We start from the raw sequence: 24,182 nt of genomic DNA, 5'->3' as shown, positions 1-24,182 counted from the left end.
GGGCGTGCGGCGGGTCGACCGCCTGCGTCAGCGGGTCGAGAAGGCCGCGTCGAACGCCGCCTCCGGAGCGTCGAACGCGAACCTCCGGACGAACTCGAGCGCCTCGGGAGCACCCACGAGCCGGTCCATGCCCGCGTCCTCCCACTCGACCGAGATCGGCCCCTCGTACCCGATCGTGTTGAGCATCCGGAACGAGTCCTCCCACGGCACGTCGCCGTGACCCGTCGAGATGAAGTCCCACCCCCGCCGCGGGTCGGCCCAGGCGAGATGGGAGCCCATCCGCCCGTTGCGGCCGTTCGTCATGCGCTTCTTCGTGTCCTTGCAGTCCACGTGGTAGATGCGGTCCTTGAAGTCCCACAGGAAGCTCACCGGGTCGATGTCCTGCCACACCATGTGGCTCGGGTCCCAGTTGAGGCCGAACGCCTCACGGTGCCCGATCGCCTCGAGCGTGCGCACCGTCGTCCAGTAGTCGTAAGCGATCTCGCTCGGGTGCACCTCGTGCGCGAACCGCACGCCGACCTCGTCGAACACGTCGAGGATCGGGTTCCACCGGTCCGCGAAGTCCTGGTACCCGGCGTCGACCATCGCCTGGGACGCCGGCGGGAACATCGCCACGTACTTCCAGATCGACGAGCCAGTGAACCCCACGACCGTCTTCACCCCGAGCTTCGCCGCGAGCCGCGCCGTGTGCTTCATCTCCTCGGCGGCGCGCTGGCGCACGCCCTCAGGGTCGCCGTCACCCCACACCACGTCGGGGAGGATGTCCCGGTGGCGCTCGTCGATGGGGTCGTCGCACACCGCCTGGCCCTTGAGGTGGTTCGAGATCGCGTAGACCTTCAGGTCGTACTTCGCCAGGAGGTCGAGCTTGCCCTGGACGTACTCCTCGTCGTCCCAGCGCCACGGGTCGAGGTGGTCGCCCCAGCAGGCGATCTCCAGCCCGTCGTAGCCCCAGCCCGACGCGAGCCGGGCCACCTCCTCGAACGGCAGGTCGGCCCACTGGCCGGTGAAGAGGGTGATCGGTCGTGCCATGGTCTGTCTCCTTCGGTCGTTCTCGGTCAGGTCCCGGACTACCGGGCGGTCGTGCTGGTCGTCGATCCGGAACGGCGGCGGGTGACCACGACGGCCGACACCACGGCAGCCACCGCGGCGATACCGAGCACGGCCCACCACACCGCGCCCGAGCCGGCTCCCCCAGTCGCGTCGTCGGCCGCACCCGCGGCGTCACCGTCCGCCGGGTCGCTGCCGGCATCCATCGCAGTATCGTCCGCAGCGGCCTCGTCCGCAGGGTCCGGAGCGGGCTCGGGCGCCACGACGTCCACCTGCGCGGTGGAGGTCGCCTCGACGGGCGCGGTCATCGTCGCCGTCAGGGTCCAGTTGCCCTCGTCGAGGACCGGCTCCTGCGAGACATACCACCCCACCCCCTCGGAGGCAGACATGAGCACGACCGGGCCGACACGCTCGCCGTCCGCGGACTCGGCCGTGACGGTGAGCTCGGCAGCCTCCTCCACCGGGTGCCCGTCGTTCTTGTACGTGAGGTTCGCGGAGATCCCGCCCTGACCGTCGGTACCCAGCGAGATGACGACGTCTCCGCCGTGCGCGGCCGACGGCGTCGCAAGCCCGAGCGCGAGCGCGCTCGCTCCCAGGAGCCCTGCGGCGGCGGCAAGAGCCCGTCGCCAGACCGTGGGCGGTCGGGTCGAAGGCTGGGTGGTACGGGACATCGGGTCATCACCTCGTCGTGTGGGCTGTCGTCTGCATCTGGTCGTGCTGGTCATGAGCTCGAGAGGTGCCCCGGCGCCGGGCCGGAGCGCCCGTACCCGGGCGCCGGGGCGAGAGGCCCGCGAGCGGGCCTCTCTGGTACGTGCTGAGCCGACGGAGTCGCGCGGCCCGGCCGATCGGGACGTGCGGCCCCGTGCGCCGGCGCAGCACGTACGCTGCGCCCGGCGGGCCGGTGAGACACCGACCCGCCGGGATCCTGTCAGCCGCAGCTCGCGGCGGCGTAGTCCGCCGTGTAGGTCGTCGTCCTCCCCTCGGCGTCGCTCGCGACCACGGTGGCGCTGCCGGCCTCGATGGCCGCGGCGCGTGTCGTGAACTGCTGGAAGGCCGACTTGCCCGGGGCGACCTGCGCGAAGGACTTCGACCCGTAGGCCGACTCCAGCTCGATCGCGACGGGCACCTCGTCGTCGTTCACGGCCCGCAGCGTCACGTAGACCCTGCCGGCGAGGCACCTCGTCTCCGCCGTGACGGTCAGCGCGATGCCATCCGCGGCGGGCACCTCGACGGCGCCCTCCGTGACGTTGCCCGCCACGTCCGTGACCCGGTACGAGAACGTGACCGCCGCGTCGCCCACGGCGACCGGCTCCTCGTACGCGACCCAGTCCTCACCGTCGAGCGAGTACTCGACGTCGGCGACGCCGGAGCCCTCGTCCTCGGCCGTGACGGACACGGTCCGACCCTCGATCGAGGTGGTCGCCGTCGGTGCGGCGTCGTCCACCTTGACCGTGACGGTCTCACCGGTGGCCTCCTCGCCACCCGCCGACGCGCGCACCTCGAGGGTGTGCTCGCCGACCTCGTCGATGACGACCGGAGCCGTGTACTCGGCCCAGCCCCCGCCGTCGAGGTTGACCTCGCGGTAGACCTGGGCACCGTCAGGGCCGCCCGTCGTGTCCACCGTGACCGTGACGGGGCCGGTGTACCAGCCGTCGTCTCCCGTCGGCTCCGCCGGGTCGAGCGTCGTCGTCACCGCGAGCGGCGCAGACTCCCCCACCACCCGGAAGTAGTCGAAGGACGCCGTGGCCGTCGTCGTGGCCGCCGCACCGAGCGCGTACAGACCCACCGGTGCGTCCGCAGCGGGCGCGTTGGTGACCGACTGCTCGAACGTGGTCCACGTCTCGCCGTCGGCGCTGTAGGCACCGGTGAAGGTGTCACCGGACCTGGTCAGGCGCAGGTGCCAGACCGAGCCGGTGAGATTGGCCGACTGCGGCTGCGGGTTCTGCACGACCGCACCGACCTCGCTCCGCAGCTCGATCCGCGACGCCCTGGCCGCGCCGGCCTGGTTGTCGACGACGAAGTCGAGCTTGACGTAGTCGTCGTCACCGCCGTAGACGATCAGGCCGCCCTGCTGGTACTGGCGGTCGAACGTCGACCCGTCGACCACGGTCTCCACGGTCCACTCGTCGCTCGGCTGGTCCTGCACGACGATGTTCGGCACGTCCGTGTTGTCCGACCCGTAGATGTCGGTCGGCGTCGTGTCGATGTGCAGGGAGCCGTCGCTCACCCGATACCCGGCCGGGTCCTCACGGACCACGGTCCAGCGGCAGGTGTCGAGCGCGTCGCCGTCGAACTCGTCGTCCGGCCCGGGAGCCGGAGCCGAGTCGTCGGGCGTGATGTGGAACCAGTCGAACTCCGCGTTGATGATCGGCGAGGAGGTGCCGTTGCCCTTGAGGGCGACGAGGCCGATCTTCGGGTCCTCGAGGTCGGCGATCGACTTGGTCTGCGGCATCTGCGTGAACTCGACGCCGTCGGCCGAGTACGACGCCCGCAGATCCTCACCGTCACTGGCGAACCGGACGTAGACCGTGTCCGGGAAGGCGGCACCGAGGTTGGGCGTGTTGGAGTCCCCGACCTCGTTCGGCGTGCCGTTCTCCTCGCGGATGAACTGGAAGATGCGCGTCGCCGCGTCGGCCGCGGCCGAGCGACCCTGCAGCACCATCTTCGCGTAGTTGTCCTCGTCCTCCCAGATCAGCAGACCGGCCTGCTGATACTGCTGGCGGGCGGGCAGGGTGACCTTGGCGGTCGCCGTGAACGGCCCCTCCGGCAGGTCCTGCAGCACCGTGTTGGGAACAGCGGTGTTGCCGGTGCCGTAGAAGTCCGTCGCCGTCGTCGGGAGGACCAGGTTGCTGTCGGAGACCGAGAGGTTCTGGTCACGGTTCAGCACGGTCCAGCGGTCCTCGTCGATGTCGGACCCGAGGAAGTCGTCGGAACGACCCGCGAAGCAGAGCCCCGGCGCCGTGTCCTCCTCCTCGACCGTGATCGTCGTGTACTCGACCGAGTACGCGCCGCGCTCGTCCGTGGCACGAACCTGAAGCCGGTAGGTGCCCGGCTCGTCGTACGTGACCTCGAACGTGCTCTCGCCGTCGGCGAACCCGTCCCCGAGTCCCGCGTCCCAGGCGAACGTGACCGCCTCGTCCTCGGGGTCGGTGGCCGTGGCCGTCGCCGAGACCGTCAGCGGGGCGGTCCCACTGGTGGGCGTGACGTCGAACGAGTCGATGCTCGGACGGATGTTGTCCGTCACCCCTCGACCGTTGATCTCCATCCAGTTGACGTTGATCCCGCCGTTCAGCAGGACGAGGTAGAGCGTCCCGCTGCCCTGCGGCACGTCGGAGAGCTCGCCGACGACGTCCGTGTAGACCTGCCAGTTGCCGGTTCCCGGCACCACGACCTGACCGATCTCCGGCCCGTCCGGGGCGTCCCAGCGCAGCGACACGGTGCCGCCGCTGCCCGACGAGGCCGCGCGCAGGCCGATCGACTCGACGTCCTGGAGGCTCACGGGCTCGTGCGCCCACCAGTCACCCGGCTCGATGAACCCGATGTTCAGACCGCCGCCGGCAACATCACCCGTCGTCTCGGTCTGCACGCCCGGGTCGCCACCGCTCGTCGACCCCGCGAGGCGGCCGGTCGAGGTGTAGAACTCCGACTGCAGGAGCTTCGGCTGCAGGATCTGCAGCGCGTTGGCCGTCAGGGGAACCCCGACCTCGCCGCCGTCGTCCGTGTAGAAGGCCTCGAGCACCCAGAAGATGTTCGCCTCGATGCCGTGGCCCTCGTCGCGGGTCGTCTGCATGACACCCTCGCACCCGTCGAGCTCCTCCATCGGGTGCGCGTGCGAGTCGTGGCCGAGCGACGTGAAGAGCGTCACGTTGTCGCAGACGACCTCCCCGTCGGGGTCGGTCGCGACGATCTCGTAGCGGACCTGGTCGCCCCACTCGAAGAAGCCTCCGTTGTCCGGGAAGACGATCTCGACGCTGGGCGCCTGGTTGCCGACCACGACCGGCACGTTCGCCACCGCGGTCTTGCCGTTGGCGTCCGTGACGAGCAGCTGGGCCGTGTAGGAGCCGTTCTCCGTGTACGTGTGCATCGGGTTCGCCTCGGTCGACGGCTCGGAGCCGTCGCCGAACGTCCACTGCAGCGAGATGGCCTCGCCCGACGGGTGTCGCGTCCCCTCGGAGGAGAACTGCACGGTCAGCGGCGCGTGCCCGCTCGTGACGTCCGCGTTCGCGCGGGCGATCGGAGCGAGGTCTCCCTGCACGTAGTTGACCTTGTAGATACCCGACGTCGTGTTGTTCCCACCGAAGCCCTGGCCCCAGTCGATGACGTAGAGCGAACCGTCCGGACCGAAGTCGAAGTCCATCGGCCGGTAGAAGCCCGCGCTCGGGTCGAAGATCTCCGGAAGGATCCGGTTGATGTCGATCAGGTCGTCCCGCTGCTCGCCGTCGAGCTGCAGCGAGTACATCTTGCCCTGGTTCCACTCACCGAAGAGCGCCTTCCCGTCCCAGTACTCGGGCCACTTGACCGAGGACTCGAGCTCGGCGTCGTACTCGTAGATCGGCCCGCCCATCGGCGCTCCGCCTCCACCGATCTCGGGGAAGAGCGGGTTGCCGCCGTAGCCGTACCAGATGTCGGCCGGGACGGCCGGGGGCAGCTCGGCGATGCCGGTGTTGTTGGGAGAGGTGTTCGTCACGCCGCCGGCGCAGTCGAACGTCGCACCCGACTGGCCCGTCGCGAAGTTGTAGTCGACGTAGTTGTTGTTGTTGCCCGTGCAGTAGGGCCACCCGTAGAAGCCGGGCTCCGCGACGATGTTCCACTCGACGGCGTTCGCCGGCCCGCGGGACGGGTTGGCGGAACCGGCGTCAGGCCCGTAGTCCGCGACGAGCACGTTGCCCGTCTGCTGGTCCACACCGATCCGGAACGGGTTGCGGAAGCCCATGGCGAAGATCTCCGCCTTGGTGCCCTCCGTGCCGGGCGCGAACATGTTCCCCTCGGGGATCGTGTACGTACCGTCCGGCTGCGGCGTGATCCGCAGGACCTTGCCCCGCAGGTCGTTCGAGTTCGCGGAGGTGCCCTGAGCGTCGTACGCAGAGCGTCCCGCGCGCTCGTCGATCGGCGTGTAGCCGGCCGACTCGAAGGGGTTCGTGTTGTCACCCGTCACGACGACCAGGTTGCCGTCGGCGTCGAACACCATGTCGCCACCGGCGTGGCAGCAGGTGTCGCGCTGGGTGGGGATCACGAGGATCTTCTCCTCGCTCGCGGGCGAGGCCGTCCGTGCCACGGCGTCGAACGTGAACCGGGAGACCCGGTTGTGCGGCCCGTCCCCACCGACGTTCTGCGGGGACCAGAAGAGGTAGACCCATCCGTTGTCCTCGAACGCCGGGTCCAGGACGACGCCGGTGAGGCCGTCCTCGTTGGCCTGCGTCACCTGCAGCGTCATCGCGGTCGTCGTCTGGTTCGTCTCGGGGTCGATGAGCCGCAGCCGGCCGTCGCGCTCGACATAGAAGACCGAACCGTCCGGGGCGACGTCGAGCATCATCGGGTTCGACGTGCCGTCGTCCAGCGTGACGGACTCGTAGCTCCCGCTCTGCGTGGCGCTGCAGTCCGAGGGCACGACGCCCGCGGCGGTCTGCAGACCACCGAGGAGGTGCTCGAGGAACTCCGGCTCCGTGAACGACTCGTTGGTGTGCCCACCACCGGTGTACCAGGACCGGCCACCGTCGTACGCGTGACACCACGCGATCGGGTGGTCGGCGCCCATCGCACCCGACCCGGCGGTGTAGCTCGACTCGTCCAGGCTCGCGAGCACATGGACGGTGTCACGAGGGTTCGAGCGGAAGTTGTACCACTCGTCGTAGCGCTCCCAGCGCGACGGGAGATGCGCCGTCGAGGCGTGGACCTGGTCCTCCACCTTGATGACGGCGTCCTGGTTCTGCGGGTGGGAGGTGAAGTACGCGCCCACGAGATCGCCGTACCAGGGCCAGTCGTACTCGGTGTCCGACGCGGCGTGGATACCGGCGTACCCGCCGCCGTCCTGGACGTACCGCTCGAACGCTGCCTGCTGGTCGTCGTTGAGGACGTCACCCGTCGTGGACAGCCACACCACGACGTCGTACTGCGCGAGGTTCTCGTCGGTGAAGTCCGCTGCGTTCTCGGTCGCGTCGACCGTGAAGCCGTTCTCGGCACCGAGCTGCTCGATCGCCGCGATGCCTGCGGGGATGGACCCGTGCCGGAACCCCGCGGTCTTGGAGAAGACCAGGGCCGAGAAGGGGTCGCTCTCGACCGCCGCGGAGATCTGCGCGGCGCCGAGCGGGTCGGACGGGAGCGGCGCGGCGGTGGCCGACACCGCCGTCACCATGGTCAGGGGTAGAACGACCGCCGTCGCGGCTGCTGCCGCGACGGTGCGCCGCAGCGCACCCGGTGTTCTCCAGAGCACGTTTCTCACAAGGTCTCCTCATCGAGATGGGATCAGTGCTGCGCTCCGCCGGTGACGACATGATCGGCCTGCCCGTCGTCCCGGACATGTCGGCGGACTTCGGTGTGCTCCGCCGGGCACCCGCGCCCTCCTCGGGCGGGTCGTGCTGTCTCCAATCGCTCGGCACGGTATCGTCCCGGGGCCCGCGTCGGTGCGAGGCCCCGGGACCGTCGTCGGTGCGCCTCTAGGGCTCGACCCGGCGGGCGCCGGACTCGGAGCTGAGCTCGACGGCGGCCAGCACCCGCTGGACCGCGAGCCCGTCGGCGAACGTGGGGGTCGGCTGGTCACCGGCCGCGATGGCCTCGACCAGGTCGACCGCCTGGTGCGTGAACGCGTGCTCGTACCCGAGCCCGTGGCCTGCCGGCCACCAGTGCCCGATGTACGCGTGCTGCGGCTCGGTCACCTGGATACGGCGGAACCCGGCGACGACCGGGTCGTCCGCGGCGTCGTAGAAGTGCAGGACGTTCATGTCCTCGAAGTCGAACGCCACCGAGCCCTTCGACCCGTTGACCTCGAGGCGGATGGCGTTCTTGCGGCCGTACGCGAACCGGGTGGCCTCGAAGACGCCGACGCCGCCCCCCGAGAGGTCGGCGAGGAACACCGCGGCGTCGTCGACCGTGACCGGCCCCCGCTCGGTGCCGCCCTGACCGGACAGGCCGGCGAACTCCGTCGCGACCGGCCGCTCCGTGACGAACGTGCGCAGGGAGCCCGAGACACCGGTGATCTGCTCGCCCGTGACGAACTGCGCGAGGTCGATGATGTGCGCACCGATGTCGCCGAGCGCGCCCGAGCCGGCCTTGGACTTGTCCAGCCGCCAGGACAACGGGGCGTCGGCGTCCGCGATCCAGTCCTGCAGGTACTGGGCCCGGACGTGGCGCACCTCTCCGATCCGGCCGTCGGCGACGAGCTGGCGGGCGAGCTGCACCGCCGGCACCCGCCGGTAGGTGAAGCCGACCATGGCTCGCACACCGCGCTGCTCGGCGGCCTCGGCCGCCGCGACCATCGTCTCCGCCTCGGCGACGGAGTTCGCGAGCGGCTTCTCGCACAGCACGTGCTTGCCCGCCTCGAGCGCCCCGATGGCGATCTCGGCATGCGTGTCGCCCGGGGTACAGATGTCGACGAGGTCGACGTCGTCCCGCGCGACCAGCGCCTGCCAGCTCGTCTCCGTGGAGTCCCAGCCGAGCCGGTGCGCCGCCGCGGCGGTGCGCTCCGGGTCCCGACCCGCGAGGACCCGCATCTGCGGGTCCAGCGGCAGGTCGAAGAAGCGTGGCGCGGTACGCCAGGCCTGCGAGTGGGCGGCCCCCATGAACGAGTAGCCGATCATGCCGACGCCGAGCGGCGCACGGTCGTTGTCTGCCATGTCATTCCTTCCCGGGCCCGTGCGGGGGCAACCCCCCGCACGGGCCGTGTGCGTCGGTCGATCGATCAGGACTCGAAGGCCGACGGCAGGTACTGGTCGACGTTGTCCTTGGTCACGACGGGCGCGTAGAGCTGGACGGTGCGCGGCACGCCGGACGACGCGAGGTCGCTCATGCTCTTCTCGTGCGCGACGAGGCGGGCGAGCCGGATGCCGTCCGCGGCCTGGGTCGAGGGGTAGATGACCGTCGCCTGCAGGACCGAGTCCTCGTCCTGGATGTGGCGCATGACGTTCGCCGAACCGGCACCGCCGACCATGAAGAACTCGTCGCGACCCGCGTTCTCGATCGCGGAGAGCACGCCGACGCCCTGGTCGTCGTCGTGGTTCCAGATGGCGTCGATCTGCGGCGCGGCCTGGAGCAGGTTGGACGTCGCCGCCTCGCCGCCCTGAACCGTGAAGTCGGCCGCGACCCGGTTGTCGACGTCGAGTCCGCAGTCGCCCAGCGCATCCTCGAAGCCCTGGCTGCGGTCCTGCGTGAGCGGGAGCGAGTCGATGCCGGCGATCTCCGCGACGACGGCGTCGGGGTTGTCCCCGAGCTGCTCGCAGATGTACGTGCCGGCGCTGACACCCATGCCGTAGTTGTCGCCGAGGATCGTGGAGCGCGCGGCGAACGGGCTCGAGAACTCGCGGTCGACGTTGATGACCGGGATGCCGGCATCCATGGCCTGCGTCGCGACGTCGGTGAGCGCGGCGCCGTCGAACGGCAGAAGCACGATCGCGTCCACGCCGTCGTTGATGAATCCCTCGATCTGGCTGATCTGGACGTTGACGTCGTTCGTGCCCTCGGCGACGCGGAGGGTGACGTCGTCGTACTTCTCGGCCTCCGACTGCGCGGCGCCCGTGATGGCGCCCATCCAGCCGTGGTCGGCGGCGGGGGCGGAGAAGCCGATGACGACCTCGTCACCGGGTGCGTCGTTGTCCGACGCCGCCTGGTTGCTGGTGCCACCGCCGTCGCCCTCGGCGGTGTCCTCGTTCGTGGGGGTGTTCGACGTGCAGGCCGTGGCGATCAGCGCGATCGACGCGACGGAGACGGTCGCGAGAGCGAACCGGCGGCGGAGGGTGGTACGTGCGGACATGAGATCTCCTTCGATGCTGTCCTGCGGACGGGATGGACGGACGACGAGGTGCTGCGGGGTAGAAGGGACTGCGATCGGATGGTCGACGGTTGGTCCGACGCCTAGGTGCTGCGACGGGCGAGACGCTGCTGGAGCAGCACCGCGACGACGATGATGGCGCCCTTGGCGATCTGCTGGACCGAGCTGTCGAGGTTGTTGAGGATGAATACGTTCGTGAGCGTCGTGAAGATGAGCACGCCCAGGACCGTGCCGACGATGGTGCCGCGGCCACCGGCGAGGAGCGTGCCGCCGACGACGACCGCGGCGATCACGTCGAGCTCGAGGAGCGTGCCGTTCGTCGACGAGCCGGCGCTCGTCCGGGCGAGGATCATCACGGCGGCGATGCCGGCGGTCAGTCCGCTCAACGCGTACACGTACACGAGGTGCCGCTTGACGTTGATGCCTGCGAGGCGTGCGGCCTCGCGGTTGCCGCCGACAGCGACGGTCCGGCGGCCGAACGTGGTGCGGTTCAGCAGGAACCACCCGGCGACGGCGACGAGCGCGAAGATCCACACGATCTTCGGGACGCCGACCAGGTTGCCCTTGAACGTGTCGTTGAACGACGCGACGTCGACGATCTGCGTCCGCCGCTGGGCGATCAGCTCGGCGAGCCCGCGTGCGGCGACGAGCATCGCGAGCGTCGCGATGAACGCGACGACGTTCCCGTAGGCGATGATCACGCCGTTGATGACGCCGGCGGCCAGACCGACCGCGAGCGCGCACACGACCATGACGATCCAGCCGTACTGGTCCGCCATCTGCTGCGTCGCGAGCGTCGACGCCCACACGGACGCCAGCCCGAGCACGGAACCGACCGACAGGTCGATGCCGCCCGTCGTGATGACGAACGTCATCCCGATGCTCACGACGCCGAGGACCGATCCCAGGCTGAGGATGGTCATGAGGTTGCTGACGCTCGCGAACCGCTCCCCCGCCGTCGCGAAGCCCACGACGCACAGGAGCAGCAGCGCGACGACGAGGCCGAGGTTGCGACCTGCCGATCCACTAAACAAATGCCGACCGCGCGATGAACCGGCAGACGCACCGGCCTTCTCCACCCGAGCGGACTCGTCGCTCGGTGCGACCGCCGCCCTCGGGTCACCCACCTCTTGCTCGCTCACGCGACACTTCCTTCCATGACGAGGTCGAGCACACCGTGCTCGTCGATCGAAACTGCTGGGCCTTCGTGCACGACCCGCCCCTCGGAGATCACCAGGACGCGATCGGCGAGGCCGAGGACCTCGGGGATCTCGCTCGAGACCACCAGCACGGCGGCACCCTGGTCCGCGAGCGCGCGGACGAGCGCGTAGATCTCGGCGCGCGCACCGACGTCGACGCCGCGCGTCGGCTCGTCGAGCAGCAGGACCCGGCACCCGTGGACGAGCCAGCGCGCCAGCATCGCCTTCTGCTGGTTGCCGCCCGAGAGCGTGCGCGCGGCACGGTCGACTCCCGCGGGTCGCAGGTCGAGCGCGTCGGCCTGCTCCTGCGCGGCGGTCCGCTCCGCCCTCTCGTCGAGGAACCCGCCGCGCGCGAACCGCGCGAAGGTCGAGAGCGTGATGTTGCGGTAGACCGGCTCGTCGAGGAGGAGGCCCTGGCTCTTGCGCTCCTCGGGAGCGAGGCCGATCCCGGCGTCGACGGCCGACGCGACCGAGCCTGCGCGCAGCCGCTTCCCGTCGACCCGCACCGTGCCCGCGCTCGCGCGGCGGGCACCGTAGACGGTCTCGAGGATCTCGGAACGGCCCGACCCCACCAGCCCCGCGAGCCCGACGATCTCGCCCGCACGCACCTGGACGGACACGTCCCGGAAGACGCCGCGCAGCGCGAGGCCGTCGACCTCGAGGACGACGGGCGTGCCCTCGGCAGGGGCGTCGGAGTCCGGAAAGACGTACTCGACCGAGCGGCCCGTCATGAGCGTGATGAGCTGTGCCGTGGGCGTCTCGGAGACGGGCAGGTTCTGGCCGACCGTGCGGCCGTCCTTGAGGACCGTGATGCGGTCGCCGATCTCGCGGATCTCCTCGAGCCGGTGGGAGATGTAGACCACGGCGACCCCGGCGGCGGTGAGCTCCTTGACCACGCGGAAGAGGTTGCCCACCTCCTCGGAGTCGAGCACCGCCGACGGCTCGTCCATGACGATGACGCGCGCGTCGTGCGAGAGCGCTCGCGCCATCGAGACGATCTGCTTGCCGGCGGCGGACAGGCGTCCGACCTCCATGCCCGGGGTGATCTCGGAGTGACCCAGCCGCCGGAGGATCTCGCGCGTGCGGCGGACCGCCTCGCGGCGCTGGGAGAAGCCGAGCGTCGCGAGCTCGTGACCGAGGTAGACGTTCTCCGCCACGGTCAGCCCGTCGACGACGTCGAGCTCCTGGTACATCGTCGCGACCCCGTGCCGCAGCGAGGCCACGGGGTCGGAGATGCTGATGGGCTCTCCGTCGAGAAGGATCTGACCCTCGTCGGGTTGGTGCGCCCCGGCGAGGACCTTGATGAGGGTGGACTTGCCGGCGCCGTTCTGGCCGAGGAGGCAGTGCACCTCTCCGGGGAGGATCTCGAGGTCGACGCCGTCGAGCGCCCGGGCACCGGGGAACTCCTTGACGATGCCCTGCATCTGCAGGAGCGGGACTGTCACTGGGGGGTCTGCGTTGACCATGCGGCCGAACCTAGCCGACCTTTTGATCATCGTCAATCATAAGATCGAGGCCTTTTGCTTCGTTATCAAGCCGTGATCGCCAAAAGATCCCCCACCCACCCGCGCCGGACCGCGCGGGATCGCCTCGCTCGCAGGGCGCGGGTGCGGTACCTTTTGTCGATCGGTGGCCAAAAGCCGCCGTCATCCTTGCAACGGACACGCCCGGACGAGAGGCTTCGTGATTCACTGTGCCCATGGAGGAACTGCTGAAGTTCGCACCACGGCCGACCGGTGCGGGCGACATGTTCCAGCTGCTCCGGGACGGTCAAGCACGCACGCGCGCTGATCTGGCGGCGATCACCGGGCAGGCGCGGTCGACGATCGCGGCCCGGATCGACCTCCTGATGTCCTCCGGGCTCATCGCGCCCGCGGGCGAGGCGAGCTCGACAGGCGGACGCCCCCCGGTCACGTTCGCGTTCAACCCGGGCGCGCGCGTCGTGCTGGCGGTCGACCTGGGAGCGACCCACGCGCGCCTCGCCGTGACCGACCTCGCGTCCACCGTCCTGGCCGAGGTGGACGCGCCGCTGGCCATCGCCGACGGCCCCGAGCGGGTGCTGGACTGGGTCGCCGAGACGGGTGAGAAGCTCATCGCCACCACGGGCCGCTCGACCAAGGACCTGGTGAGCGTCGGCGTCGGGCTCCCGGGACCGGTCGAGCACTCGACCGGCCACCCGATCAACCCGCCGATCATGCCCGCCTGGGACGGTGCGGACGTCCCCGGCCTGCTCTCGCGCCACTTCGACGCAGCCGTGCTGGTCGACAACGACGTGAACATCATGGCGCTCGGTGAGCACCGCAGCGCCTGGCCCGAGGTCTCCGACATGCTCTTCGTCAAGGTCGCGACCGGCATCGGCTCGGGCATCATCGCCGACGGCGCCCTGCGTCGCGGCGCGCAGGGCGCGGCAGGCGACATCGGGCACATCGCCGTGACCTCCGCCCGCGACATCCCCTGCCGCTGCGGCAACCTCGGCTGCCTCGAGGCCGTCGCGAGCGGGCAGGCCGTGGCCAACGCGTTGTCCGTGGGCGGCCTGGACGCCGCCTCGAGCGCGGACGTCGTCGCGCTCGTGCGCACGGGCGACCTCACCGCGAGCCACGCGGTCCGCCAGGCCGGGCGGGACATCGGTTCGGTGCTCGCCGCGTGCGTGAGCCTGCTCAACCCCTCGATGATCGTCATCGGGGGGATCCTCGCCGAGGCGGGCGAGCACCTCATCGCGGGTATCCGCGAGATCGTCTACCAGCGCTCGCTCCCCCTGGCCACACAGCACCTGCGCATCGTGACATCGCAGACGCGAGGGCAGGCGGGCGTGCTGGGTGCGAGCGCGCTCGCGATCGATCACGTACTCTCGCCTGCAGCGATCGACGCCCTGATCGCCTGACCGCCCGCCCGCCCGCCTCGGTCACGTGCCGAGAGCGGCTGATCACCAGCACCGTCGACCGGCCGCACCGGAGCGGCCGGTCCGAGCGCCACAGGAGGCCGCATGACCGCGCAGGACCGTCGGGCCCTCGTCGTCCGCGGAGGGTGGCCCGGGCACGCTCCCGAGGAGTCCACCGAGCTGTTCGTCCCGTACCTGATGGACGCGGGGTACGACGTCACCCTGGAGAGCTCCCTGGAGGCGTACGCCGACACGGACTTCATGGCAGGCCTCGACCTCATCGTCCAGAGCTGGACGATGGGCGAGATCCTGCCCGACGAGATGCGCGGGCTGCGCGGGGCCGTCGCGAACGGCACCGGGTTCGCCGGGTGGCACGGCGGGATCGTCGACTCGTTCCGGCTCGCCACGGACTACCTGCAGATGATGGGCGGGCAGTTCGCGGCCCACGCCCACGACCTGCTGGACCACACGATCGACATCGTCCCCGAGCACGCCGACCACCCGATCGTGCAGGGCATCAGCAGCATCTCGCTGCACTCGGAGCAGTACTGGGTGCTCACCGACCCGTACAACGAGGTGCTCGCGACGACCACGATCGTCCCGCAGGAGGGCGACCCCTGGCACGAGCCGATCGTGGTCCCGTCCGTGTGGACCAGGCGCTGGGGCGCCGGGAAGATCTTCGTCTGCGCAGCGGGGCACCAGCTCGCCGACCTGGAGAAGCCGGAGATCCGCACCATCGTCGAGCGCGGCCTGCTCTGGGCGAGCCGCTAGCGGTAGCCGCTCACGCCGGCCACCCCTGACAGCCCGGCACCACCGTCCACCACGAGGACGTGCGGGAGTCGGGTGCCAGACTGTGACGGTGGACGCAGCCCTCTTCCCTCCGACGCCCGCTCTGCCCGCTCCCGACGCCGCGGCCGGTTTCCGCGGGTTGATCGCCTACCCCGTCACTCCCCTGGCCCCCGACGGCGCGCCCGATCGCGGTGGGCTCGCGCGGCTCGTGGCCGACGCGCTCGGTGCGGGCGTCGACGCGGTGACGGTGCTCGCGTCCTCGGGTGCCGGGGTGACGTTCGACGACGACGAGCGGGACGTCGTCGTGCGCGTCGCGGTCGAGGCGGCGGGTGGGGCGCCGGTCCACGTCGCGGTGAGTGCGGCGAGCACCGCCCAGGTGCTGCGCAACGCGCGCGCCGCCGAGGACGCCGGGGCGTCCGGGCTGGTCCTGGCACCCTTCGCCTACCTGCCGCTGGTCGACGACGAGGTGCGGGCCCTCGTCGAGGCGGTCGGGGCGGTCAGCGCGCTGCCCCTGTGCTTCTACAACAGACCGCTCCAGTCGGGCTACGACCTGTCCTCCGCGATGCTCACGTCGCTCGTGGGCTCCACCACGGTGGTGGCGGTGAAGGACCCTGCCTCGCTGCCGGACCGGCCGCGCGGCAGGGTCGCGTCGTTGCGCCGGGCCGGCGGCCCCGGTGCATCCGTCGGACTGAGCGGGGACGTCCCGCTGCTCACCGGAGCAGAACCTGCCGACGCCTGGCACACCGGCCTCGCGGCCCTGGCCCCCGTGGAGTACGTGGCCGTCCGACGCGCGCGGGTCGCCGGGGACGGCGCGACCACAACGCCGGCGGCGGCCGAGCCAGCGACCGGGTCAGCGACCGAGACAGCACGTGCGTGGTTGGCCGACCTCGCCGGAGCGCTCGCCGCCGGCCGACCGCTCGGTGGCCTGCACGCGCTGGCCGAGCTGCTCGGCACGCCGACCGGCCCGCCCCGCGGGCCGTCCCTGCCCGCCACCCACGCCGACGTCGAACGCCTGCGGGCCGTCGTGGCCCGCCGGCCGCGCGACCCACGGTGACGCCGCACCGACCGCTACAGTTCCTCGGTGCCGATCCTCCGCCCTGACGACGCCCTGCCCCTCGAAACTCGACGCATCCTCGTCGCCGGCACCTCGGGCGCGGGGAAGACGACCCTCGCCGCGCGCGTCGGGAGCACCCTCGGTGTGCCGCACGTGGAGCTCGACGGGCTGTTCCACGGTCCGTCCTGGACACCGCGGCCGAGCTTCGTCGAGGACGTCGCCGCGTTCTGCGCCCAGGACGCCTGGGTCACCGAGTGGCAGTACCGCGCCGTGCGGCGGATGCTGGCGCGCCGCGCCGACCTGGTCCTGTGGCTCGACCTCCCCCGGGCCACCGTGATGCGGCAGGTGAGCCTCCGGACGATCTCCCGCCGACTGCAGCACGAGGAGCTGTGGAACGGGAACGTGGAGCCACCGCTGCGGACGATGCTCACCGACCCCGACCACGTCGTGCGCTGGGCGTGGCGGACGCACTCGACCACCAGGGCGCGCATCGCCGAGCTGCTCGACCTCCAGCCCGACCTGGCAGTCGTCCGACTGCGCAACCGGCGCGAGATCGACGCGCTGCTCGGCGCGCTGCGGGTGTCCGGGCGCGGGAGCGCCTAAGCCTCCGTGGCGTCGGGTTCGGCCGCGTCGGGTTCGGCCGCGCCGTCGGGCGGGCGCACGGCGTCGGGACCGCCCGCGAGGAGCGCGACGAACCCGGCCTCGTCGAGGATGTGCAGGCCGAGCTCGCGGGCCTTGGTCTCCTTGGAGCCGGCGTTCTCCCCCACCACGACGAAGTCGGTCTTCTTCGACACCGAGCCCGACGCCTTGCCCCCGGCCGCGATGACGGCCTCCTTCGCGCTGTCCCGGCTGAACCCCTCGAGCGACCCGGTGACCACGAGGGTGAGCCCGGCGAGCGGGCCGACCGGGTCCTGGCGGGCTCCCGGCCCTGGGTGCCCGGGGGTCGTGAACCGGACCCCGGCCTGTGCCCAGCGGTCGACGATGTCGACGTGCCAGTCGACCGTGAACCACTCGACCACCTGGTCGGCGATCACGGGGCCCACGCCCTCGACGGCGGCGAGCTCGTCGCGGGTCGCGGCACGGATCGCGTCGAGCGAGCCGAACCAGTCCGCGAGCGCCCGCGCCGCGACCGGGCCCACGTGCCGGATGTTGAGACTCACGAGGATGCGCCACAGGTCCTTGGTCTTGGCTCGCTCCAGCTCGTCGAGCAAGGTCCCTGCGGCGGCCGACGGCGCGAACTCGGGCAGCGTCTCCCCCGCCTCCTCGGCCTGCGCGCGGCGGGTCTTGGTGTGCGTGAGGCGGCGCCGGAACGGGGTGCGGTGCTTGAGCGTCCCGTCCTCCTCCGTCCTGGGGAGCCCGGTCTCGGCGTCGCGGACGACCACCTCGATCGGGACGAGGTCCTCCATGGTGAGCGAGAACAGGCCCGCCTCCGTGCGCAGCGGGGGCTCGGCCGGCACGACGGGTTGCGTGAGCGCGGCCGCCGTCACCTCCCCGAGCGCCTCGATGTCGAGGCCGCCGCGGGACCCGATGTGCTCGACCCGGCCGCGGACCTGCGCCGGGCACGACTCGGCGTTGGGACAGCGCAGGTCGACGTCGCCGTCCTTCATGGGGCGAAGGGGTGTGCCGCACTCGGGGCAGTCCGCGGGCATGACGAAGTCCTCCCGCGGGTAGCCGTCGTCCGCGAGCGCCGCGACGGGGCCGAGGATCTCGGGGATGACGTCCCCGGCCTTGCGCAGCACGACGACGTCACCGATCCGCACGCCCTTGGCCCGGACGACGTCCTGGTTGTGGAGGGTGGCCTGGCGCACGGTGCTCCCGGCGACCTTCACGGGCTCCATCACCGCGTACGGGGTGGCGCGCCCGGTCCGGCCGACGCCGACCTGGATGGCGAGCAGGCGGGTGTTGACCTCTTCCGGGGGGTACTTGTAGGCGATGGCCCAGCGCGGCGCGCGGCTGGTCGAACCGAGCCGGCGCTGGTGGGACAGCTCGTCGACCTTGACGACGATGCCGTCGAGCTCGTGCTCGATGTCGTGCCGGTGCTCGCCGTAGTACGCGATCATCTCCAGCACGCCGTCGAGGCCGTCGACGACGCGGTTGTGCGGCGAGACCGGCACGCCCCACTGCGCGAAGAGCCGGTAGGCGTCGGACTGGCGGTCGAGCTGGGCGTGCTCGCCCTCGCGCCACTGGAGCGCCCCGACCCCGTGGGCGTACATGCGCAGGTTGCGGCTCGCGGTCACCGCGGGGTCCTTCTGCCGCAACGAGCCGGCAGCGGTGTTGCGCGGGTTGGCGTACGGGTCCTGGCCCTGCGCGACGAGCTTCTCGTTGAGCGCGGCGAAGTCCTCGACGCCGAGGAAGACCTCCCCGCGCACCTCGATGACGTCGGGGTGCGTCGCGGGGTCGCCCGCGAGCTGCTGCGGGATGCTGCTGATCGTCCGCACGTTGGCCGTGACGTCCTCACCCGTGCGACCGTCGCCGCGGGTCGCGGCGCGCACGAGCCTGCCCCGCTCGTAGAGCAGGGCGATCGCGAGGCCGTCGATCTTCACCTCGCACAGGTGACCCACGGACGCGTCGGGCGCGACGCCGAGGTCGCGGTGCACCCGCGCCGACCACGCCACGAGGTCGTCGGTGCTGAAGGCGTTGTCGAGCGAGAGCATGCGCTCGAGGTGCTCGACGGCGGCGAAACCGGCTGCCGCACGCCCGCCGACGCGCTGTGTCGGCGACTCTGGCGTCGTGAGCCCCGGGTGGGCCGCCTCGAGCGCCTGGAGCTCGCGCATGCGGTCGTCGTAGTCGGCGTCGGACGACACGGGCGCGTCCGACTCGTAGTAGGCCCGCTGGTCCTCCTCGATGCGGGCCACGAGCTCGGTCCAGCGGCGCTGTGCCGCGGCCTCGTCGTGCTCGGCGGATGAGGTGGCCTCGGGGGCCGGCGTCGTCTTGTCGCTCACGGGACCATCATCCCGGAAGCCGCCCACACCGACCCCCCGAGCCTCCGCCCGTCCGCCGACCCTCGCTAGGCGTCCTGCGGCACGCTCGGCGCCGCAGCCGCCGAGCGTCGCTCGGCGCGGACCTCCTCGCGGGTCGAGCCGCGGTACGCGGCGACGAGGATGTCGCGCATGTCCTCCAGGACGGGCATCCGCGGGTTGGCCGGCGCGCACTGGTCCTCGAAGGACCGCATGGCGAGCACGTCGAGCGATCCCATGAACGCCTGCTCGTCGACACCCTGCGCCGCGAACGTCGACTCGATGCCGACCTTGCTGCGCAGCTCTTCCACAGCCCGGGCGTAGGACTCGACGCCCTCGTCGGGGGTCGAGGCCGGCAGGCCGAGGTGGTGGGCGATCTGCTGGAACCGCTCGGGGGCGACGTATCGCTCGTACTTGGGCCAGCTCGTGAGCTTGGTCGGCACCTGGCCGTTGTAGCGGATGACGTGCGGCAGGAGCACCGCGTTGGTCCGCCCGTGCACGAGGTGGAACGTCGAGCCGACGGTGTGCGCCATCGCGTGCACGATCCCGAGCATCGCCGAGCCGAACGCCATGCCCGCGATGGTCGCCGCGTTGTGCATCTTCTCCCGCGCGAGCGGGGCCGAGGAGCCCTGCGTCACGGAGGCCTCGATGTGCTCGAACACCATCTTGATGGCCTGTAGGCACAGCCCGTCGGTGAAGTCGTTGGCGTACACCGACACGAACGCCTCGGTCGCGTGCGTCAGGGCGTCGAAACCGGAGTCCGCAGCGAGCTTGGCGGGCATCGTCGCGGTGAGGACCGGGTCGACGATCGCGACCGTCGGGGTCAGCGCGTAGTCCGCGAGCGGGTACTTGAAGCCGGTCTCGTGGTCGGTGATCACGGCGAAGGGAGTGACCTCCGCACCGGTGCCCGACGACGTCGGGATGCACACGAGCCGGGCCTTGGCGCCGAGCTCGGGGAACTTGTACGCACGCTTGCGCACGTCGAAGAACTTCTCCCGCATGTCGGAGAACTCGATCTCCGGGTGCTCGTAGCGCAGCCACATCACCTTCGCCGCGTCCATGGGCGACCCGCCGCCGATCGCGACGATGGTGTCGGGCTGGAAGTCCCGCATCGCGGCCGCGCCGCGGTTGACGGTCTCGACGCTCGGCTCCGGCTCGACCGAGTCGATGATCTGGATCGCGACCTTCTCGTCGCGGCGGGCAAGCATGTCGAGCACCTTGTCGACGACGCCGATGGTGTTCATCACCTTGTCGGTGACGACCGTGACGCGGTGCACGTCGCGCATCTGGGTGAGGTACTGGATGGAGTTGGGCTCGAAGTAGGTCTTCGCCGGCACCTTGAACCACTGCATGTTGTTGTTGCGCCGCCCGATCCGCTTGATGTTGAGGAGGTTGACCGCCGAGACGTTGTTCGACACCGAGTTGGCGCCGTAGCTGCCGCACCCCAGGGTCAGCGAGGGCAGGAGCGCGTTGTAGATGTCGCCGATGCCGCCGAGCGACGTCGGGGAGTTCCACAGGATGCGCACCGCCTTGACCCGGGTGCCGTACTCCTCGACGAGGGCGGCGTCCTCGGTGTGGATCGCGGCCGAGTGCCCGAGCCCGTCGAGCTCGACCATCTGCTCCGCGAGGCTGATACCGTGCTCGCGGCTCGTGGCGCGCAGGACCGCGAGGACCGGGGTGAGCTTCTCGCGGCTGAGCGGCTCCTGGGGACCGACGCCGTCGATCTCCGCGAGGATGATCGACGTGTCGTCCGGGACGCTGAAGCCGGCCTGCTCGGCGATCCACACGGGCGACTGCCCGACGACCTTCGGGTTGAGCTTGGCCCCGCCGCAGTTCGTCCCCGAGGCCTCGACGCCGAACACCAGGCGCTCGAGCATCGCCTTCTCGGCCGGGGTCGCGCGGTACGCGTGCAGGCGGGCGAGCTCGCGCATGGCCTCGTCGTAGATGGCGTCGTCGAGGATGACCGCCTGCTCGGAGGCGCACACCATGCCGTTGTCGAACGCCTTCGACATGACGATGTCGTTGACGGCGCGGTCGATGCGGGCGGTGGCCTCGACGAAGGCGGGCACGTTGCCCGCACCGACACCGAGCGCCGGCTTGCCGGCCGAGTACGCCGCGCGGACCATGCCGTTGCCGCCGGTGGCGAGGATGAGGGAGACGCCCGGGTGGTGCATGAGGGTGTTCGTCGCCTCGATCGACGGGTGCTCGACCCACTGGATGCAGTCGGCCGGTGCCCCCGCGGCGACGGCGGCGTCGCGCACGACGCGGGCGGCCTCCGACGAGCAGCGTTGCGCCGAGGGGTGGAACGCGAAGACGATGGGGTTGCGCGTCTTGAGGGCGATGAGGGCCTTGAAGATGGTGGTCGACGTCGGGTTGGTCACCGGGGTGACCGCGCAGACCACCCCGACGGGCTCTGCGATCTCGACGATGCCGGTCACGTCGTCGCGCCCCACGATGCCGACGGTCTTGAGACCGGCCATCGAGTTCGGGACGTGCTCGCAGGCGAAGATGTTCTTCGTGGCCTTGTCCTCGAAGACGCCGCGCCCGGTCTCGGCGACCGCGAGCTGGGCCAGCTGCCCGTGCTGCCCGAGCCCGGCGACCGATGCCTTGAGGACGATGTGGTCGATCTGCTCCTGGGTGAACGGCGCGTACTGGGCGAGGGCCTTGAGCCCGCGCTCGACGAGTCCGTCGACCTCCTCGCTGATGCCGACCCCGGGCACCTCGACCCGTACGGACTGCTCGCTCCTGCTCACGATTCCCCTTCCGTGGCCGGGCTGCCAGGGCGGACACCCCGGTCATGAGAACCCGACGCCGTCGTCCAACCCTTACCTTGTGAAGACTTTCACAAGCAGCCACCCAGGGGAAGAGGCACAGCTGTCTCGTTCGTCACACCTCCCCGGAGCCCGGCTCCCGGCCAGGCGCTGGGTGTCCCCGCGGGGTCGTAAGGTGGGGCCTCATGAGCGTCGAGAACCTGGAGTCCGCCGTCGATCCGTACCTCTGGCTCGAGGACGTCGACGGCGACGAAGCCCTCACCTGGGTGCGCGGTCGCAACACCGAGACCGCGACCACCCTCGAGGCCACGGACGAGTTCGCAAGGACGCGCGACGCCGTCCGCGAGGTCCTGGACTCCGACGCGAAGATCCCCGACGTCTCCCTCGTCGGGGACCACCTCTACAACTTCTGGCGCGACGCGCAGCACGAGCGCGGCCTGTGGCGCCGCACGACGCTCGAGTCCTACCGCACCGACGCGCCCGAGTGGGAGGTCGTGCTCGACCTCGACGCGCTCGCCGAGGCCGAGGGCCGCAGCTGGGTCTGGCACGGCGCGAGCATGCTGCGTCCTACCGGCGAGCACGCCGCCGGGCCGTGGCGCCACGCCCTCGTCGAGCTGTCGCCGGGCGGGTCCGACGCGGACGTCACGCGCGAGTTCGACCTCGTCGAGCGGCGGTTCGTCGACCCCGCCGACGGTGGGTTCTACCGGCCCGAGGCGAAGGGGTCCCTCGGCTGGATCGACGCCGACACCGTCTACGTGTTCACCGACTTCGGGCCGGGCAGCCTCACCCCCGCCGGGTACCCCCGCACCGTGAAGCGCTGGGTACGCGGCACGTCGCTCGACGAGGCGGTACTCGTCTTCGAGGGCACCGACGCGGACATGTACATCTCCGCGCGGCACTCGAGCACTCCCGGCTTCGAGCGGGACCTCGTGCACCGCGCCAAGGCGTTCTACTCCGACGAGGTGTACCTGGCGGAGCACCCGGGCACCCCGGCCCAGCGGCTCACCAAGATCGACGTCCCCGACTCCGCCGAGACCGGGCTGCACCGCGAGTGGCTGCTCGTCGAGCTGCGCGACGACTGGACGGTCGCCGCGACCACCTACCCCTCGGGTTCGTTGCTCGCCGTGCGCCTCGACGACTTCCTCGCCGGCGACCGCGGGTTCACCGTGCTGTTCGCCCCGACCCCGACGACGTCGCTCGCCGGCGCGACCTGGACCCGTCACCACCTCGTGGTCAACGTCCTCGACGACGTGAAGAACCGCCTGCACGTCCTCACCCCACCGGCCGTGGAGCCGGACGCCACGGGCGACCGGGCGCCGTCGGGCGGCTCCGACCCCTGGACGCGTAGCGAGCTCACCGGGCTGCCCACCATGGGCACCGTCGGCGTGCGGGCGGTCGACCCCGTCGAGAGCGACGACGTGTGGCTCGTCACGACGGACTACCTGACCCCGACGACGCTCTCCCTGCTCTCGCTCGGCGCGGACCCCGACTCCGCAAGGGCTCCCGAGGTGCTCAAGTCCAACCCGGCGTTCTTCGACGCCGAGGAGATGGCCGTCGCCCAGAACTTCGCGTTGTCCGAGGACGGCACGCGGGTGCCGTACTTCGTCGTCGGCCGTTCGGAGCTCGTCGCGGGCGCCCAGGGCGGTGCGGCACCGGACGCTCCTCGCGGGGCACCCGGCGTCGCCCCGACGCTGCTGTACGGCTACGGCGGCTTCGAGATCTCGCTGACCCCGGGCTACTCGGGCGGCCTCGGGCGTGCGTGGCTGGCCGACGGGGGCGTCTACGTCGTCGCGAACATCCGCGGCGGCGGCGAGTACGGCCCCGCGTGGCACCAGGCCGCGCTCACCTCGAAGCGGCACAAGGCGTACGAGGACTTCGCCGCCGTCGCGCGAGACCTCGTGGCCCGCGGCATCACGACGCCGGCCCACCTCGCGATGGAGGGCCGCAGCAACGGTGGTCTGCTGGCCGGCAACATGCTCACGCAGTACCCCGAGCTCTTCGGCGCGGTCATCGTCGGTGTCCCGCTGCTCGACATGAAGCGCTACACCAAGCTGCTCGCGGGCGCGTCCTGGGCGGCCGAGTACGGCGACCCCGACGACCCGGAGCAGTGGGAGTTCATCCGCACGTTCTCGCCGTACCACCTCTTCGACGAGGAGCGCGAGTACCCGCCGGTGCTGTTCACGACGTCGACCAAGGACGATCGCGTGCACCCCGGCCACGCCCGCAAGCTCGCCGCGTCGATGCTCGCGGCCGGCAAGGACGTCACCTACTACGAGAACATCGAGGGCGGCCACGGCGGCGCGGCGAACAACGCCCAGGCCGCGCACATGGCAGCCGTGCACTATCGCTTCCTGTGGGAGCGCCTGGCCTGACCCGCCCGCTGGCGGCACCGCCCGCCCGCCCGTGAGATAGAACCTCCGTACGCGAGATAGAGCCCCCGTGCGCGAGGTAGAACGCCAGTCGTCGACTGGCGTTCTACCTCGCGCACAGGCGTTCTACCTCGGCGG

The 24,182-nt window shown here is 71.0% G+C and carries 14 protein-coding genes; 5 read left to right on the top strand and 9 right to left on the bottom strand.

Annotation, left to right across the window (positions count from 1 at the left end):
* Positions 1-27: 27 nt before the first annotated feature.
* From OHL10_RS09585 to OHL10_RS09555, 7 genes are all read right to left on the bottom strand, one after another.
* A complete protein-coding gene (locus tag OHL10_RS09585) occupies positions 28-1,029 on the bottom strand; it encodes a sugar phosphate isomerase/epimerase family protein (RefSeq protein ID WP_265521967.1) in 1,002 nt (333 codons plus the stop codon).
* A 38-nt stretch (positions 1,030-1,067) separates the two neighbouring features.
* Entirely contained in the window at positions 1,068-1,718 is a 651-nt protein-coding gene (locus tag OHL10_RS09580; RefSeq protein ID WP_265521966.1) for a hypothetical protein, read from the bottom strand.
* 257 nt (positions 1,719-1,975) lie between these two features.
* A complete protein-coding gene (locus OHL10_RS09575; RefSeq protein ID WP_265521965.1) occupies positions 1,976-7,486 on the bottom strand; it encodes a ThuA domain-containing protein in 5,511 nt (1,836 codons plus the stop codon).
* Positions 7,487-7,700: 214 nt separating this feature from the next.
* On the bottom strand, positions 7,701-8,876 hold the full coding sequence (locus OHL10_RS09570) for a Gfo/Idh/MocA family protein (RefSeq protein WP_265521964.1): 1,176 nt from the start codon (positions 8,874-8,876) through the stop codon (positions 7,701-7,703).
* Between the two features lie 65 nt (positions 8,877-8,941).
* Positions 8,942-10,009 (bottom strand): substrate-binding domain-containing protein, encoded by a 1,068-nt coding sequence (locus tag OHL10_RS09565; protein WP_265521963.1) that lies wholly within the window; start codon positions 10,007-10,009, stop codon positions 8,942-8,944.
* 101 nt (positions 10,010-10,110) lie between these two features.
* Positions 10,111-11,169 (bottom strand): ABC transporter permease, encoded by a 1,059-nt coding sequence (locus OHL10_RS09560; RefSeq protein ID WP_425498985.1) that lies wholly within the window; start codon positions 11,167-11,169, stop codon positions 10,111-10,113.
* A complete protein-coding gene (locus OHL10_RS09555) occupies positions 11,166-12,692 on the bottom strand; it encodes a sugar ABC transporter ATP-binding protein (RefSeq protein WP_265521962.1) in 1,527 nt (508 codons plus the stop codon). Before OHL10_RS09555 ends, OHL10_RS09560 begins: the two co-directional genes overlap by 4 nt.
* Positions 12,693-12,925: 233 nt before the next feature.
* On the opposite strand from OHL10_RS09555, the gene OHL10_RS09550 reads away from it, so the two are divergent.
* The 4 genes from OHL10_RS09550 to OHL10_RS09535 all read left to right on the top strand — a co-directional run bounded on the left by OHL10_RS09550 (position 12,926) and on the right by OHL10_RS09535 (position 16,550).
* Complete coding sequence (locus tag OHL10_RS09550; protein WP_265521961.1) at positions 12,926-14,107, top strand: ROK family transcriptional regulator; 1,182 nt, start codon at positions 12,926-12,928, stop codon at positions 14,105-14,107.
* Positions 14,108-14,209: 102 nt separating this feature from the next.
* The gene (locus tag OHL10_RS09545) at positions 14,210-14,875 is read left to right on the top strand and encodes a ThuA domain-containing protein (protein ID WP_265521960.1); all 666 of its coding nucleotides are present in this window, start codon (positions 14,210-14,212) and stop codon (positions 14,873-14,875) included.
* A gap of 88 nt (positions 14,876-14,963) precedes the next feature.
* Positions 14,964-15,947 (top strand): dihydrodipicolinate synthase family protein, encoded by a 984-nt coding sequence (locus OHL10_RS09540; protein WP_265521959.1) that lies wholly within the window; start codon positions 14,964-14,966, stop codon positions 15,945-15,947.
* 27 nt (positions 15,948-15,974) lie between these two features.
* Positions 15,975-16,550, top strand: coding sequence for a P-loop NTPase family protein (locus OHL10_RS09535; RefSeq protein WP_265521958.1), 576 nt, complete (start codon positions 15,975-15,977; stop codon positions 16,548-16,550).
* Here OHL10_RS09535 and ligA read toward each other — a convergent pair.
* Positions 16,547-18,889, bottom strand: a complete 2,343-nt coding sequence (gene ligA / locus OHL10_RS09530) for an NAD-dependent DNA ligase LigA (protein WP_265521957.1) — start codon at positions 18,887-18,889, stop codon at positions 16,547-16,549. The genes OHL10_RS09535 and ligA overlap by 4 nt on opposite strands.
* Before the next feature lie 65 nt (positions 18,890-18,954).
* Positions 18,955-21,657, bottom strand: coding sequence for a bifunctional acetaldehyde-CoA/alcohol dehydrogenase (adhE, locus tag OHL10_RS09525; protein ID WP_265521956.1), 2,703 nt, complete (start codon positions 21,655-21,657; stop codon positions 18,955-18,957).
* Positions 21,658-21,860: 203 nt separating this feature from the next.
* Between adhE and OHL10_RS09520 the strand changes: the two genes are divergently transcribed.
* On the top strand, positions 21,861-24,047 hold the full coding sequence (locus OHL10_RS09520; RefSeq protein WP_265521955.1) for a prolyl oligopeptidase family serine peptidase: 2,187 nt from the start codon (positions 21,861-21,863) through the stop codon (positions 24,045-24,047).
* The last annotated feature ends 135 nt before the right edge of the window (positions 24,048-24,182 follow it).

Origin of the sequence: Oerskovia flava (genome assembly GCF_026163685.1) — a bacterium.
GTDB classification, from domain to species: domain Bacteria; phylum Actinomycetota; class Actinomycetes; order Actinomycetales; family Cellulomonadaceae; genus Oerskovia_A; species Oerskovia_A flava.
The sequence above is the reverse complement of the archived record's forward strand: the minus strand, read 5'-3'. Positions and strand labels throughout refer to the sequence as shown.